The 16,208-nt window shown below is 57.0% G+C and carries 8 protein-coding genes, 1 tRNA gene and 2 pseudogenes; 1 reads left to right on the top strand and 10 read right to left on the bottom strand.

Annotated features, from left to right (window positions below; translation table 11 throughout):
• Window positions 1–21 precede the first annotated feature (21 nt).
• The 10 genes and pseudogenes from polA to OZX74_RS03650 form a co-directional block, all read right to left on the bottom strand.
• On the bottom strand, window positions 22–3,159 hold the full coding sequence (gene polA, locus OZX74_RS03695; RefSeq protein WP_277157183.1) for a DNA polymerase I: 3,138 nt from the start codon (window positions 3,157–3,159) through the stop codon (window positions 22–24).
• 117 nt (window positions 3,160–3,276) lie between these two features.
• Window positions 3,277–4,068, bottom strand: coding sequence for a response regulator (locus OZX74_RS03690; RefSeq protein WP_277157182.1), 792 nt, complete (start codon window positions 4,066–4,068; stop codon window positions 3,277–3,279).
• A 112-nt stretch (window positions 4,069–4,180) separates the two neighbouring features.
• A tRNA-Leu gene (locus OZX74_RS03685) sits at window positions 4,181–4,254 on the bottom strand.
• Between the two features lie 245 nt (window positions 4,255–4,499).
• Window positions 4,500–5,948 (bottom strand): pyruvate kinase, encoded by a 1,449-nt coding sequence (gene pyk / locus OZX74_RS03680; protein WP_277157181.1) that lies wholly within the window; start codon window positions 5,946–5,948, stop codon window positions 4,500–4,502.
• A 139-nt stretch (window positions 5,949–6,087) separates the two neighbouring features.
• Window positions 6,088–7,071 (bottom strand): TerC family protein, encoded by a 984-nt coding sequence (locus OZX74_RS03675; RefSeq protein WP_277157180.1) that lies wholly within the window; start codon window positions 7,069–7,071, stop codon window positions 6,088–6,090.
• 199 nt (window positions 7,072–7,270) lie between these two features.
• Window positions 7,271–8,601, bottom strand: a pseudogene (locus OZX74_RS03670) (MFS transporter).
• Between the two features lie 437 nt (window positions 8,602–9,038).
• Window positions 9,039–11,153, bottom strand: a complete 2,115-nt coding sequence (gene uvrB / locus OZX74_RS03665; RefSeq protein ID WP_277157179.1) for an excinuclease ABC subunit UvrB — start codon at window positions 11,151–11,153, stop codon at window positions 9,039–9,041.
• 141 nt (window positions 11,154–11,294) lie between these two features.
• Window positions 11,295–11,929, bottom strand: a pseudogene (coaE, locus tag OZX74_RS03660) (dephospho-CoA kinase).
• Window positions 11,930–11,996: 67 nt separating this feature from the next.
• Entirely contained in the window at window positions 11,997–13,478 is a 1,482-nt protein-coding gene (rpsA, locus tag OZX74_RS03655) for a 30S ribosomal protein S1 (RefSeq protein WP_277157178.1), read from the bottom strand.
• A 141-nt stretch (window positions 13,479–13,619) separates the two neighbouring features.
• Window positions 13,620–14,516: a bifunctional methylenetetrahydrofolate dehydrogenase/methenyltetrahydrofolate cyclohydrolase gene (locus OZX74_RS03650; RefSeq protein WP_277157177.1), complete on the bottom strand. Its 897-nt coding sequence runs from the start codon at window positions 14,514–14,516 to the stop codon at window positions 13,620–13,622.
• A 367-nt stretch (window positions 14,517–14,883) separates the two neighbouring features.
• Between OZX74_RS03650 and OZX74_RS03645 the strand changes: the two genes are divergently transcribed.
• On the top strand, window positions 14,884–15,984 hold the full coding sequence (locus OZX74_RS03645; RefSeq protein ID WP_277157176.1) for a zinc ABC transporter substrate-binding protein: 1,101 nt from the start codon (window positions 14,884–14,886) through the stop codon (window positions 15,982–15,984).
• Window positions 15,985–16,208: the final 224 nt, after the last annotated feature.

Below are 16,208 nucleotides of genomic sequence, written 5' to 3'. Positions count from 1 at the left end.
CATCATCAAACACCACCACAATCAGTGCGCGGCAGCCTGCCAGTCGGAGCCGATGCCGATCGACACGTCAAGCGGCACGGCCAGATCGACGGCGTGCTCCATGGCGTTGCGCACCAGACCGCTCACCTGTTCGCTCTCCCCCGGCGCGACCTCGAGCACGAGTTCGTCGTGGATCTGCAGGATGACACGGCTCTTGACGCCGGCCTCACGCAGCGCGTGGTCGGCACGAATCATGGCAATCTTCATGATGTCGGCGGCCGAACCCTGAATCGGCGCGTTAAGTGCACCACGTTCGGCGGCGTCACGCACCTGACGGCGCGAGGATTTGAGCCCCGGGAAGTAGCGGCGGCGACCGAACATCGTCTCGGTATAGCCCTTCTGGCGCGCAGTGGCGACCAGCGATTCCAGATAGTCGTGAACCTTGCCAAATGTCGCGAAATACTTGGATTTCAGCACGTCCGCCTCGGCCGGGCTGATCTTCAACTGCTGCGACAGCCCGTACGTACTGAGCCCGTAAGCCAGCCCGTAGCTCATCGCCTTGACGTGGCTGCGCTGGTCGCCGGTGATCTCGTCCATCGGGATGTCGTAGACCAGACTGGCCACGTAGCGGTGGAAGTCCGCGCCTGACTTGAACGCCTCAATCAGCGATTCGTCGCCGGAAAGGTCGGCCATGATGCGCAGTTCGACCTGCGAGTAATCGCAGCTCAGCAATGATTCAAAGCCCTCGCCCGGCACAAACGCGGAACGGATTTCACGGCCGGTGGCGTTGCGGTTGGGAATGTTCTGCAGGTTCGGATCGACCGAGCTCAGGCGCCCGGTGGCCGCGACGGTCTGCTCGAAGGTGGTGTGAATCCTGCCGTCGTGCGCGTTGACGGCTTCCAACAGCGTCTGGGCGATCTGCTTCAACTTATTGGTCTCGCGATGACGCAACAACGCTCCGAGGAAGTTGCTGGCTTTCTCATCCTCGGCATATTTGACATACAGGTTCTGCAGTGTCGCGGCGTTGGTGGTGTACGAGCCGGATTTGGTCTTTCTTGAAGGCTTGAGCCCCATTTCATCGAACAGCACCGTCTGCAGCTGCTTCGGACTTTGCAGATTGAGCTCATGGCCGGCGGCCTCGAAGGCGATCTGCTGGGCCTGATCGGCATCGGCCGTGAAGCCGTCGAGCAGCTCGTGCAAGCGTCCCAAATCCACCTTCGCGCCCGCATCCTCGATGCCGTAAAGCACCTGTGAAACCGGCAATTCGATGGAACGCAGCAGGCCGAACTGCTTGCGCTGGTCGATTGGGGTCTTCAGGAAATCGGCGAGCGCCTGCACGATGGCGGCGTCCTTGACGGCTTCCTGCTGGATTTCCTTGGAAGCGTCGTTGTTGCTGCCAGCGCTGTCTTCGTCTCCCAAATCAAGCTCGCCCTGCGCTTGCTTGGGTTTGCTGTCCTCGATTTCCAGCCCAAGGAAATGCTCCGCGGCCTTCCCGAGGGTGTCGGCGTGGAAATCGGGATGGACCAGATATCCGGCCAGTTTGGTGTCGAACAACGGACGGGCAAGCGCAATGCCGACGGACGCCAGCAGATGCAGGTGCTCCTTATAGCCGTGCACCACCATCGAGGTGTGGAAGACATCCAAAAGACACTGCAGCACGGAACGCATGTCGTCATCAATGGTTTCCGCGCCGAACACCGCCGCCTCGTCACCGGCCAACAGTGCGACGGCTTCCAGTTTCGCATTTCCCGGCTTGGAACGGCCGGAGGCGTAAAGCACCCAGGAATGGTCAACCTGTTGCGAGCAGCACATGTCGCGATCAACCAGTTCCGGCCCTTTGGCACCGTCGATAATCGCCTGCTCGTCCGTCTTTTCGTCAGCACGAACCGCAGCATCGTAGCTGTTATGCTTCTTCTCAGACGTCCGGGTTGAACTGCCATCGGCTGAGCTGTTATCCGGTTTGGTTTCGGTTACGCCGGCATTTTTCGAGCCATCATCCTTTTCACCAAAGGTCTGGATAATCAAGTCGGAGTTGATCTTACCTGCGGGATACACCGGAGCAATGTGTGCGTTGACCCAGTCCCCCAGATCCCCGACATTGTGGATTTCGGTGACGTGCGGTTCCTTGACAATGGGCCCGTCATCATCGGTATCAGCCGCGTCCACAGTAGAGGCCGAATCTGCATCTCCCGGCATGACCCCGCCGTTGAAGGATTTGACCAGCCTGTTCTTGGACCGGTTGCTGAATTCGAGCTTGGCGAAGATGGCGTTGACCTTGTCCATATCCATGCCGCCCAAGGTGAAGTCGTCGATGGAGGCTCCGAGGTCCATGTCGCGCAGCACGGCGTTGACGCGTCGGTTGAGCTTGACCTGCTCGATGTTGTCGCGCAACGCCTGCCCTTTCTTGCCGGGCAGTTCGTCGGCGTGCTCGATGATGCCTTCAAGCCCGCCGTACTGGTTGATCCATTTGGCCGCATACCCGTCGCCCACGCCCGGTACTCCGGGGATGTTGTCGGCCGTCTCGCCGCGCATGGCCGCAAGATCCGGATATTGCTGCGGGGTGACCTTGTACTTGTCGACGATGGCCTGAGGCGTCATGTGCTTCAAGTCCTTGAAGTGATGTCCGGGATAGAGCACGGTGATATCGTCATCGATCAGCTGGAAGGCGTCGCGGTCGCCGGAAAGCACCAGCGTCTTGTATCCCGCGTTCTCGCCCATCGAGGCCATGGTGCCGATGATGTCGTCGCCTTCGTAGCCTTTCTTTTCCACATACCGTACGCCCAACGCCTTCAGAAGGTCCTGAATAATCGGCAGCTGGCTCAGCAGTTCCTCGGGTGCCGCGTCTCGCGTCCCTTTGTATTGCGGCAGCATCTTGTTGCGGAACGTACCACCCGCCATGTCGAAAGCGACGGCGAGATGGTCGGGCTTTTCATTATCGAGCACCTGGGCGAGCATGGTCGAGAAACCCCAGACGGCGTTGGTCGGCTGACCGCTGGCAGTGGAAAAACTCTCGACGGGCAGAGCGAAATAGGCGCGGAACGCCAGTGAATGGCCGTCCACCACCAACAGCGTGCCGGTTGTTTTCGAGGCACCGTTCGTTGTTGTGCCATGTTCCGTTTTCGAGGTATCGTTCGACTTTGCGATGCTGCTGGTTTTCTCGGTGCTTTCGCTATCACTCATAAGATCGTTGTTCCTTGCCATATTCGTTTCATACGCCGTGTGGTATCCACTATACAAATATCGCCTGCCGATTCATAGTGGATCGACAGGCGACTTCTTGGAATGTGATGTTCCGGCTCAGCGCTGCTTGGGTTCGGGCTTCGGATCGCCGTACTTGGCGATGATGGCCATGGCCAGACGCTTCTTGGGAATGCGCTGATCCATCGAGGTCTTCTGAATCCAGCGGAAGGCACCCTGTTCGGAGAAGTCGGCCTTATCCATCAGCAGGCCCTTGGCGCGGTCGACGAGCTTGCGCTCCTCAAGCGTGTCTTCGGCCTTCTTGAGTTTTTCTTCGGCTTCCTTGAGCTGGGACTCGGCTTCCTTGAGCTTGCCTTCGTTCGCTTCAACGGTATCGAGCAAATCATTGATCTCAGCGAAGCGGCCCATGGCCACTTCCAAGGCCGGCAACAGCTTGGATTCCTCGTATGGCTTGGTGACATAGGCCATGGCACCGGCCCCCGTGGCCTGCTTGACGAGGTCGGGCTGGGAATACGCGGTAAGCATGACAACAGGCGCGAGATTCTCGTCGCAAATGGTGCCTGCCGCGGTGATGCCGTCCATACGGGGCATCTTGACATCCATGCAGACGACGTCAGGATGGAACTTGCGGGTGAGTTCGACCGCTTCCTCCCCGTTGGCGGCTTCACCGACGACCTTGTAGCCGTTGTCTTCAAGCATGGCAACCAGGTCCATACGGTTCACGGATTCATCCTCCGCTACAACGACGGTATGTTGACGGGGCTCGCCCTCTTTTTCGGCTTTTTCGCTCTTGGCTTCGTCGGCGACGGATTCGATGTCATCGGTGGCGGCAGCCTTCAATTCCTCATCGGTCAATATCTGATCCATATCATTATCCATTTCTTTACACATTCCTGCACTCGTTGTCTTCACGCCTTCTCAGTCTCTTACGGCTAGTGTCGAGTACGAAATAGATTGATACTATGATATATCAATCCTTCAAAAGTGATACATACACTCAACGTGCCCTTGGTGGGACTCGAACCCACACTGCACAGATTTTGAGGCTGTTTCCTCTACCAATTGGGATACAAGGGCTTGTATCTAGCTGCAACCACAGGATTGCAACCATTTAAAAATATCATAATGAATCGACGTCAACGTGTCTGTTTCGTCATCTGCGTGTCTTCTCGCGTATTGTGCTCATTGAGCCGATTCATAGAATAAGGCAATCTCAGACTCCTCAATGATTGACATTTACGGAGCCGGAGATTGCCCTAACGAAATCTCAGGCTTTCAGCTGATGGCTATAGCCTTTCGCCGAAAAGCCCGTTTCCCTGATTTCAGTCAGCGTCGCAAGCGCCCACGGTGTGGACGTAGATCGAATCGGTGCGGCCGGACTTCTGCTCGCCTTGGGCAGAGGAAAGCACGACGATCTTGTCGCCGTTGACGACCTTGCCGGCATCGCGAAGCAGCTTGTCGGTAAAGATCATCAGCTGGTGACGGTTCATGTCGTGATAGTCGGCGTCGGTGCAGAACGCCTCGGTGCCCCAGCTCAGAGCCAGCCAGTGATAGGTGTGCTCGTTGTTGGTGATGCCGTAGATCGGGGCGGCCGGACGTTCGCGGGAAACGCGGTGCACAGTGGAACCGGTCTGCGTGAAGGCGACGATGGCCTTGGCGTTGGTCTTATCGGCCAGATCGACGGCGGCGGATGAAACGGCGCCGGTGCTCGACATATCGAGGTTGGAGATGGAAGGAATACGGTCATAGCCGTGCTCGGTGGCGTATCCGGAAATACGAGCCATCGTGTTGACGGTCTGAGCCGGATAGTTGCCGACGGCGGTCTCGTTGGAGGTCATGGTGGCGTCCGCACCGTCGAGGACGGCATTGGCGCAATCGGATGCCTCGGCACGGGTCGGGATCGGCGAGTTGACCATGGAGCCCAGGACCTCGGTGGCAACGATGACCGGCTTGGCATATTCACGAGCCAGCTCGATGCAGCGCTTGGTGACCAGCGGAACCTGCTCAAACGGCATCTCAACGGCCATATCGCCTCTGGCGACCATGATGCCATCGAACGCCTTGACGATGTCTTCGAGATTCTCGACAGCCTGCGGCTTCTCGATCTTCGCGACGATCGGGATGCGACGGCCTTCCTCGTCCATGATCTCATGGGCGCGGTCGATGTCGGTGGCGAAACGCACGAAGGACATGGCGATGATGTCGGCGCCGGTCTGGATGGCCCAACGCAGATCGGCCTCATCCTTCTCGGTCAATGCCGGCAGGCTGACGGCCACGCCCGGCAGGTTGATGCCCTTGTGGCTGGAAACCGGTCCGGCCACGACGACCTTGGTGTGCACGTTGTTGCCCTCGACCTTGGTGACCTCGAGACGGACCTTGCCGTCGTCGATCAGAATCGGGTCGCCGGGATGGCAATCGCCGGGAAGACCCTTGAAGGTGGTGGAAGTGATGTGCTCGTCACCCTCGACGTCATCGGTGGTGATGATGAATTCCTGTCCGTCCTTGAGCTGGACCTTATCCTCGCCGTCGGCGTTCTTCTTGAACCAACCGCAACGAATCTTCGGGCCCTGCAGATCGACGAGGGCCGCGACGTTGCGACCGGTGGTCTTGCCGGCCTGACGGAGGTTGTTGTAGACCTTCAGATGATCTTCGGTGGTGCCGTGTGAACGGTTGAGACGTGCGACATCCATGCCGTTCTTGACCAGCTCGGTCAGGTTCTCCAGCGATTCGCTCGCCGGTCCGATGGTGTCTACGATTTTTGCTTTCCTCATGAATACCTGCCTATTCTTTTCTGACATTTGTTAGGCGGGAACAACCCGCAACGTATAACCAGTCTACTAGCATTCACAAGCAATGGGGCCCGTTACGGCGACTTTTATGTGAGCGCTCACATACCGAATCGGCCGTCAATCATCTCGTTTTTTTCGCACTCGTTTTCATCTTGATGACGCTGGCCGCAGCCGCCGTTGCAATGGCTACGATGATGACGCAAAGCGATACCCATGTAGGGATTTCCGGTACCTGGGCAATCGGCCGGCCACCGTTGATGAACGGCAAGGAATTGCCGTGAAGCGCTTCCATCACGAGCTTGACACCGATGAAGCCGAGCACTACTGCCAAGCCATAAGGAAGGTACTCCAACTTGTCCAGCAGCGCACCGAGGAGGAAATAGAGCTGCTGCAGTCCGAGCAGCGCGAAGACATTGGAGGTGAAGACGATGAACGGGTCTTTGGTAAGCCCGAAGATGGCGGGAATCGAGTCGAAGGCAAACATGACATCCGTGGTGCCGATGGTCAGAAAGACAATCAGCATCGGGGTGAAGAACTTCCTGCCGTCCTTCACCGTGCGGATTTTTTCGCCGTCATATTCGTCTGTGATTTTCACCACTTTACGCAGTGTCCGGATGATTGCGTTTTCGTGATACTCCTCATCCTCGTCATCGCCGGCCACCAGTTTCACTGCGGTATAGATCAGGAACGCCCCGAAAATGAAGAAGACCCAGGTAAAGCGCTGGATGACGGCCGCTCCCACAAGGATGAAAAGACCGCGAAGGACCAACGCGATGGTGATGCCGACGCTCAGCACATACTTCTGCAGCGTCTTCGGAACGGCGAAATTCGTCATGATGATGACGAATACGAAAAGATTATCGATGCTGAGCGAATATTCGGTGAGCCAGCCGGAATAGAACTCCAGCGCCGGACGCGAACCAGACACCCACCAGACCAGACCGCCGAAAACAAGCGCCGCCGCCACGAAGAACGCGATATGTTGCACGCACTCCTTCGCGGAAGGCACATGCGGCTTGCGTCCGATCACAAACAAATCAACGACAAAGAAAATCGCAAGGACCACAAATGTGGCGATCATAAACGCAACAGGGGTTTCGGCCATATTCTTAAGACTAAGGGGAAGCGGTGACCGAGCGGAAGCCCCTTCGGCAAGTCCGAATGCGGTTTTGCTCTCCAGAACGCGCCCACAGGCCAAACAGGACAAAAGAAAAGGCATCTTCAAAAGAAAACGAGTTTCTTTTGAAGATGCCCAGATATCACTGACAAATAGGCTTTAGCGAATTTGCCTTAGTTAATGGCTATCAGGCAGCCTTCTTGGCAGCCCTCTCCTTCTTCAGGGTGAACATGTGAAGGAAGACAGCGCAGGTGGTGCAGAGCACCACAGCGATGAGCAGCATCACGAGGCCGGCGTTCCAGCCCCAGTGATCCACGGCCACGCCGAGGAGGCTGGTGCCGCAGGTGGAGCCGAGGACGTAGCTCATGAAGCCACGGAGGCCGACGGTCGAACCGACAGCGAACGGCGGAACGACTTCCATGGTCTGCACGGAATCAAGGAACTGCGGGATGTAGACCAAGCAGCCAGCCAGGGCGGCGAACACAGTGACCGCGACGACCGAAGTGCTCGTCCAGTATCCGATGATGCAGAAGACGATGATGACCAGGGCGATGATGGCCGGAGGCATACGATGGCCCTTGAAGAGCTTATCGGAGATGATACCGGCAAGCAGCGTCGAAGGAATGGCGGCCCACTCGAAGAACGTGAAGGCTACCATCATCTGGCCGTGGGTGAAGCCCTTGGCTTGGATGAGGAAGATCGGCAGCCAGGTGAGGATGCCGAAGCGGATCATGTAGACGAACGTATCCATGAAGGAGACCAGCCAAGCACCGGGGTTCGTGAAGACGTACTTGGTGAGAATCTGCCAGGACGAAAGATCCTTGTAGTCGACGTCGCCCTGTTCTTCCTTGGTCTCTTCCAAAGGCTGAAGGCCCTCTTCTTCAGGGCGGCCCTTGATGAGGAACCAGATCACGAACGCAACGATGATCGCGATGATGGCGGGGAAGATATAGTAGGCGAAACGCCAGTTACCGGTTCCGACAGCACCCAGCATGAAGCCGGCGAGGGGGAAACCAGGCCGCCGCCGACGTTGTGGGAGCAGTTCCAGATCGAGGTGATGAAGCCACGGTCCTTCTTCTTGAACCAGGTAGACAGCGTGATGAACGCAGGGCCAACACCCATGCCCTGGAACAGGCCCAAGAGGATGAGGATGAAAGCGGTCGCCCAGACATTGACGCCGAAGAACGCGAGGCCGATGTTGAGCAGAGCGCAGATGACCAGGCCGGTCACCATGAAGCGCTTCGGGTTGGCCTTATCGGCCAGCGCGCTCATGAAGCCCTTGCCAAGGCCATATGCAATCAGCAGGCAGCTGGAGAGCATGCCGACTTCGCCTTTGGTCAGATGCAGCTGGTTTTGAAGCTCAGGCGTCGAAAGGGTAAAGTTGTTGCGCACAATATAGAACGCAGCATAACCGACGAAAACGCCCACCAACGACAACCATTTGTATTTGGCGAACACAGATTCGGCTTGTTCAGCAGGAACCGGAGGTTTGTGCTGAATTTTCAGAAAACCTATCATATTGTTTTTTCTCCCTTATTTCTTGATTTCCCAGCCTGCCTACCGCTATTCAAGAAACGTGACATGCACGCCTCTTAGTGACCCGTCTATGGGTGCAGTTTAAACAGACAAATAAGAATTGTACAGGAAAATGTAATATTTATCAAATATCCGAAATGGAGTGTGTCTAAATTCATTGGTTTCAGAACGAGAATATTCGAATACGAAATGTCTGTATTTTGCGGTTATAAGGTTATACGATTACATTGCATACTGTAATACGTTTTATGGTCGCGGCTCTAGGTAATAGCCTTCCCCCGTAAGGATGGCCGACCTATTCACGTTTTGGCTCCCAAGATATGGTCTGAAGAAAAAACGTTTCGACAAAAATCGTCATACTGCGACAACCCGATGCCCCGGCGAGTGGAAAAATAAGGCTTCACCGGCACCTGACGTGACTACTTCTGCGCCTCGGTAATCTGACGGAGCTCCTTTTTCAGGTCGCGGATCTCGTCGCGCAGGCGGGCGGCGAGCTCGAACTGGAGCTGCTCGGCGGCAGTGTGCATCTGGTCGCTCATCTGGCGAATCAGATCGGCCAGGTCCTGGGCAGGCAGGCCGGCGTTGATGATCTCGTCGTGATGCTTCTGCAGATCCTTCTCGTCAAGGCTGGTCAAGGCGATGCGCTTGTTGGATCCGGCGCGCTTTTCGTCGCGGTAGCCTCCGGCCAGCAGCGTTTCGGTGTCGACATCCTCTTTGGCCAGCATGTCGGTGACGTCGCTGATCTTCTTGACCAACGGCTTGGGGTCGATGTGATGTTCCTTGTTGTAGGCGATCTGTTTTTCACGACGGCGGTTGGTCTCGCTGATGGCGGTTTCCATTGCGTCGGTGATTTCGTCGGCGTACATGATGACGGTTCCGGACACATTACGCGCGGCACGGCCTATGGTCTGAATCAGCGAACGATGCGAACGCAGGAAACCTTCCTTGTCGGCATCGAGGATCGCCACCAACGAGACCTCAGGCAGATCAAGGCCTTCGCGCAGCAGGTTGATGCCGACGATGACGTCGATCTTGCCTTCGCGCAACTCCCGCAGCAGCTCGACACGTCGCAGCGTGTCGACATCCGAATGCAGATACTCCACTTTGATGTCGCGTTCCAGCAGATAATCGGTGAGGTCTTCGGCCATTTTCTTGGTCAACGTCGTGACCAGCACACGCTCGTTCTTGGCCACCCGATCCTTGATCTCGCCAAGCAGGTCATCGATCTGTCCTTTGACCGGTCGCACGTCGATCTTCGGATCCAAGAGGCCGGTGGGTCTGATGACCTGCTCGACCACGCCGTCGGAAAGCCCGAGTTCGTAGTCCCCGGGTGTTGCCGATAGATAAACGGTCTGGCCGATACGGTCAAGGAACTCCGGCCATTTCAACGGCCGGTTGTCCATTGCGGAAGGCAGGCGGAATCCGTTTTCGACCAAGGTACGTTTGCGGCTGGCATCCCCTTCGTACATACCGCCGATCTGCGGGACGGTGACGTGTGACTCGTCGATGACCAAAAGGAAATCGTCAGGGAAGAAATCGAGCAGCGTGTGCGGCGGGCTGCCCGGCTTACGCTGGTCGAAGTGACGGGAATAGTTCTCGATGCCCGAGCAGAAACCGACCTGCTGGATCATCTCCAGATCGTAGTTGGTACGCATCTCAAGACGCTGGGCCTCAAGTTCCTTGCCCTGCTTGCGCAGCTCGGCCGTGCGGTCGATCAGTTCTTCTTTGATGGTTTTCAACGCATGTTCGGTGCGCTCGGGACCGGCGATATAGTGCGAGGCCGGGAAGATGTGGACCTGCGACTCGTGGGCGATGACGTCGCCGGTCAGCGGGTGCAACGTGGAGATACGGTCGATCTCGTCGCCGAAGAACTCGATGCGGATGGCCAGTTCCTCATAGACGGGGATGATCTCTACCGTATCGCCACGCACGCGGAAGGTACCGCGGGTGAAGGCGATGTCGTTGCGCTTGTATTGCATGGAAACGAATTTGCGCAACAACGAATCACGGTTGATCTCCTCCCCCTCGTGCAGGAACAGCATGCGCCCGGCATATTCCTCAGGCGTACCCAAACCATAGATACAGGAGACGGTGGCCACCACCACACAATCGTCCCGGGTCAGAAGGTTCGCCGTGGCAGCGTGCCGCAGACGCTCGACATCGTCGTTGACATTCGAGTCCTTTTCGATATAGGTATCGGTCTGGGGAATGTAGGCTTCGGGCTGGTAATAATCGTAGTAGGAAACGAAGTAACTGACGGCGTTGTCCGGCATCAGCTCGCGGAACTCGGCGCACAGCTGCGCCGCCAGGGTTTTGTTGGGCTCCAGTATCAGCGTCGGCCGTTGCAGCTTCTCGATGAGCCATGCGGTGGTTGCGGTCTTGCCGGTTCCGGTGGCACCCATCAGCACCACATCGTTCTCGCCGTTGTTGATGCGTCGCGCAATCTCGTCAATGGCCTCCGGTTGGTCGCCGGACGGCTGATACGGCGCTTTCACCACGAACGGATGATGTGCACGCTCGATATTGAACCCCATGCCTGTTTCGATTCCTTTCGCCGGCCAACGCCCTTGAAACTGCCCTTAAATACGGCAGCACTTGTTCACTTCCGCCTAAAACGCATTCAGAGCTATCGGGACGGATTACCAAGCCTTACTTTATGGCGAATCCGGCCCCGTTCACTGCCATTGTGCGAACAGCATATCAAGACGCTCGAACATTTGTTCGATTGTCTGTGTCGAGTCGATGACCACGTCGGCGATGGCCTCACGCTGCGCGCGACTCGATTGGTGGCGTATTCTTCCCACCGACTGCTCCCGGCTCATTGCGCGCGTAGCCATCATCCGCCGAATGCGCGTTTCTTCAGGCGCTTCGACAGTAAGGATGTGATCGAATGTGAACGGTATGGTGTCGATGACCTCTGCCAGCAACGGCACGTCGTGGACAATGACCGGATTTGAAGAAGATTTGCCATCGACCCGCCCTTCCAGCTCCTGCGCCCGGCGATAAATCAACGGATGCTCGATATCGTCAAGCCTCTGCTTCGCATCCGGCGCGGCCTGCGGCGAAAAAACATGTTCCGCCACCCACTGCCGATTCAACGAGCCATCGGGCTGACATGCATCCGGGCCGAATTCGTCGACGATTTCGCAGATTCCTTCGCCGCCCGGTTCGACGACCTCACGCGCCAGCTGGTCATAATCGATGAGATAGGCCCCACGCTCTTTCAAGTGGGAGGCAACAGTGCTTTTCCCTGCCGCAATACCCCGGTCAATCCGATTCTCATGTATCCTCCGATACCGCCGACTTTCATATAAAGAAAGTCGGTGCAAGCATTAAAGCCTGCACCGACCTAGTTCACGAAGTCACCGATGGCGATTTCACTTCTTTTCCTTGAGAAGCTCCTCACGAAGAGCCGCCAGCTTGTCGGAACCGGCAAGGGTGCCTTCGGATTCGTTCTGCGAAGAATACTTGGTGGATTCTTCGGTTGCCTTCTCGGCACGAGCGCCTTGGCCGTCTTCAGCTGCGGATTCCTCGGCGTTGTCGATTTCCTTGGCAACGAACACCTTATGCTGCTCCCACAAATCGTGGGCGGTCGCATACTGGTTCTCCCACTCCTCACGCTGCTTCTCGTAGCCAGCGATCCACTCGTTGGTCTCCGGGTCGAAGCCTTCGGGGTACTTGTAGTTGCCTTCCTCGTCGTAATCGGCAGGCATGCCGTAGAGTGCCGGATCGAAGTCCTCGCTGGACGGATCGACAGAATCGTTGGCCTGCTTCAAGGACAGGGAGATACGGCGACGATCGAGGTCGACGTCGATGACCTTGACGAAGATCTCTTCGCCCTGCTTGACGACGGTCTCCGGGTTGTCGACGTGACGGTTGGCGAGCTCGGAAATGTGGACCAGGCCCTCGATGCCGTCTTCGACGGAAACGAACACACCGAACTGCACGATCTTGGTGACCTTGCCCTTGACGATCTGTCCGGGAACGTGGGTGCGTGCGAAGCGCTGCCACGGATCTTCCTGAGTCGCCTTGAGGGACAGCGAGATACGCTCGCGGTCCATATCGACATCGAGCACCTCGACGGTGACCTTGTCGCCGACCTTGACGACCTCGGACGGATGGTCGATATGCTTCCAAGAGAGCTCGGAAACGTGGATGAGGCCGTCCACCCCGCCGAGATCGACGAATGCGCCGAAGTTGACGATGGAGGAAACGGTGCCTTCGCGAATCTGGCCCTTCTTGAGCTGAGCCAGGAAGGTCTCGCGAACCTCGGACTGGGTCTCTTCGAGATACTGGCGACGGGAAAGGACCACGTTGTTGCGGTTCTTGTCGAGCTCGAGGATCTTGGCCTTGATCTTCTGGCCGATGTAAGGCGAAAGGTCGCGGACGCGACGCATCTCGACCAACGACGCCGGCAGGAAGCCACGCAGACCGATGTCGACGATCAGGCCGCCCTTGACAGCCTCGATAACGGTGCCTTCGACAACGCCGTCATCGCTCTTGATCTTCTCGATATCACCCCAAGCGCGCTCATACTGGGCACGCTTCTTGGACAGAATAAGACGTCCTTCTTTGTCTTCCTTGGTGACGACGAGGGCTTCGACGGTATCGCCGAGCTCAACGACGTCATCCGGATGGACGTCCTTCTTGATGGAAAGTTCGCGGGAGGGAATCACACCCTCGGTCTTGTAGCCGATGTCGAGCAGCACTTCGTCGTGATCGATCTTGACGACCGTGCCCTGAACCAAATCACCATCATCGAAATTCTTGATGGTGGAATCGACTGCCTTGATGAAGTCCTCTTCGGTGCCGATATCGTTGATCGCGACCTTGGTGACCTCGTTATTGTTCTCTGCCATTAAACGTGGTTTCTTTGTTACTAGATGGATGGATAATTACCGTATTAAGTTATATTGGCGACCTTACGGCCACGCAAGACACAAGATTACTAGTCGGCCTAGTCAAAGCATTCTGAACAATCCGGGCGTGTCGTCGACGGCTCAATTCAGTCTCCGCTCGGCCATTTCCACGACGTTGGCCAACAGCATCGCACGGGTCATCGGCCCTACCCCTCCAGGGTTCGGAGTATAGGCGGAGCTCAGGGCGTAACAGGCTTTGTCGATGTCGCCTCGCACACGGTAGCGGCCGGCTTGCTCGTCGTAGACGCGGGAGACGCCGACGTCGACGAGCACCGCCCCCGGCTTGACGTCCTCGGGATGCACGAATCCGGCGCGGCCGACGGCGGCGACGATGACATCGGCACGACGCAGATGCTCTTGGATATCCGTGGTGCCCGTGTGGCAAAGCGTCACGGTCGCATTCACGTCTTTTGCCGTGAGCATCAGGCCGATGGTGCGCCCGACGGTGATGCCGCGGCCGATGACGCAGATGTCTTTCCCGTTCAGATCGATACCGTAACGTTTCAACAACACGATGATGCCGCGCGGCGTACACGGCTGCGGAGCTGGGTTTCCTCCGCCGATATGCGTGACGAGCTCACCCAGATTGACCGGATGCATGCCATCGGCGTCCTTGGCCGGATCGACATGGCCGATGACCTTGTTGGAATCGATGCCTTTAGGCAGCGGCAACTGCACGATGTAGCCGGTGCATTTCGGGTCGGCGTTGAGCCGTTCGACAGCGTCGATGATCTCCTGCTCTCCGGCCGTGTCAGGCAGATCGACCGCTATGGAGGCGATGCCGACCTCGGCGCAATCCTTGTGCTTGCCCGCCACGTATTTGCGTGAACCGACGTCGTTGCCGACAAGGATGGTGCCCAAACCCGGTTGGACACCTTGGGCTTTGAGCCGTTTCACGCGCTCGCTCAGATCCTGCTTGATGGCCGCGGCCGCAGCCTTCCCGTCCAATTTGAGAGGAGTCCGTTCCTCGTCCGTCATGCTGGTTCCTTCATACAAGTAGATTATTTCGACATTCCGTCCAGCCGTGCTGCAGACCGGACATCATAGTTATTGATTGTAAAGTGTAACCGGCCCGCAAACGCAGGTGTGTCCATCATCGACGCCATATCCTTTGTTTATAACCGTTTATAACCGATGATTCACACACGCACACTGCAGCAAGCGGCGAGACCCGGATGGATGACGTTCGCGTCAAGATTGTCGAAATCAGAATACGTTGAGGTCACGGAACATCTGCATTCGCTACTTGAGAATGATTCTCATTTTCAGTATATTGTCTTATCACTATACTGAAGAGAAAATACTGTAGACCAAACAGCAAACAGGTATCGACTAGGGGGTCAGTATGAAACGATTCGGATGGCGGACCAAGGCTACGGCCCTGCTGGGCTCGCTCTGCCTGGCTCTCGGCCTGGCGGCCTGCGGAGGCGGCAATGACTCCCAACCGCACAGCAGCAACAGCCCCAAACAGGCGAGCGGACCGATCAGCGTAGTGGCCTCCATCAACCAATGGGGTTCGCTGGCCAGAGAAATCGGCGGATCCGATGTCAAAGTGACCTCAATCGTCAACACCGTCTCCGTGGACGCGCATGATTTCGAGCCGCAGACCACCGACATGGCAAAACTGCAAGGTGCCGAGATTGTGGTCGTCAACGGTGCAGGATACGACAACTGGGCCAGCAAGTCCGTCGCCAAAGGCACCACCAGCGTTTCGGCGGCCACAGCGGTCGGGGCAAGCACCGGGGACAACCCGCACCTCTGGTTCTCCAAAGACGCCCGCACGGCCATGGCGACCGAACTCGAGGACGCCTTCGCCAAGGCACGGCCCGCAAAAGCCAAACGGTTCCAGGCCCGTTTGAAGACCTGGAAGGCAGGCGAGACCAAGCTCGAAGGAACCATGAAGGCGTTCTCGCAAAAGCACAAGGATGCCACCTATGGCGCCACGGAACCCGTCGCCTACTATCTTATGGACGATCTCGGTTTCACCGACAAGACCCCAAAGGGCTACACACAAGCCGTCGGAAGCGAGGGTGAACCGGCACCAAGCGACCTGCAGAAGTTCCAGCATCTGATTTCAGGACGAGACGTCAATCTGCTCATCAACAACACGCAAGAAGCGAGCAATACCACGAATCTCTTGACCGGAACGGCCGGACGCACCGAGGTGCCCGTCGTCGACGTCAGCGAACAGATGCCCGAAAACCAGACCACACTCACCGGCTGGACCACGGCACTGACGAAAAACATCGACAAGGCCATGACCGATTTCAAAGACAGCGAAGCCGGCCACGAGAAGGTGGGAACCGGCGACGAAGGCGATGGCGGCGGTACACAGCAGCCCTCGCAGCCGGCAGAGTCGGACAATAGCGCGAATCAACAGATGCCTGCAGCCCCCGGTAACGGTTCGGTGCCGTCGAACGAGGGACAGACCGATCCGGGCAAGTGACCAAATCCTCTGGAGCGATGACCTCAGCCCAGCAGGCAGAAGCCAGCGGACACTCAACATGCGGTTCCAAGCCAGAACGATAAACGGTTTGGAACCGCATGTTTTTATCTCAGACTCGGATTGGCGAAAATAGAGGCGTCGGCTTAAATCCTGCTTTATCTCTTTCGCCGAACGAACAATTCACTTCTATTTGAGAATGATTCTCAATTTCAATTATATTATAT

The sequence above is a fragment of the Bifidobacterium sp. ESL0798 genome (genome assembly GCF_029395415.1).
In the GTDB taxonomy this organism is placed as follows: Bacteria; Actinomycetota; Actinomycetes; order Actinomycetales; family Bifidobacteriaceae; genus Bifidobacterium.
Note: the sequence above shows the minus strand (reverse complement) of the source record. Positions and strands in the feature narration are given on the sequence as shown.

What these genes read in the sequence shown, in the direction of transcription:
- polA (WP_277157183.1), bottom strand. Translation starts at nt 3,159, where the DNA reads ATGAGTGATAGCGAAAGCACCGAGAAAACCAGCAGCATCGCAAAGTCG.
- OZX74_RS03690 (WP_277157182.1), bottom strand. Translation starts at nt 4,068, where the DNA reads ATGTGTAAAGAAATGGATAATGATATGGATCAGATATTGACCGATGAG.
- pyk (WP_277157181.1), bottom strand. Translation starts at nt 5,948, where the DNA reads ATGAGGAAAGCAAAAATCGTAGACACCATCGGACCGGCGAGCGAATCG.
- OZX74_RS03675 (WP_277157180.1), bottom strand. Translation starts at nt 7,071, where the DNA reads ATGGCCGAAACCCCTGTTGCGTTTATGATCGCCACATTTGTGGTCCTT.
- uvrB (WP_277157179.1), bottom strand. Translation starts at nt 11,153, where the DNA reads ATGGGGTTCAATATCGAGCGTGCACATCATCCGTTCGTGGTGAAAGCG.
- rpsA (WP_277157178.1), bottom strand. Translation starts at nt 13,478, where the DNA reads ATGGCAGAGAACAATAACGAGGTCACCAAGGTCGCGATCAACGATATC.
- OZX74_RS03650 (WP_277157177.1), bottom strand. Translation starts at nt 14,516, where the DNA reads ATGACGGACGAGGAACGGACTCCTCTCAAATTGGACGGGAAGGCTGCG.
- OZX74_RS03645 (WP_277157176.1), top strand. Translation starts at nt 14,884, where the DNA reads ATGAAACGATTCGGATGGCGGACCAAGGCTACGGCCCTGCTGGGCTCG.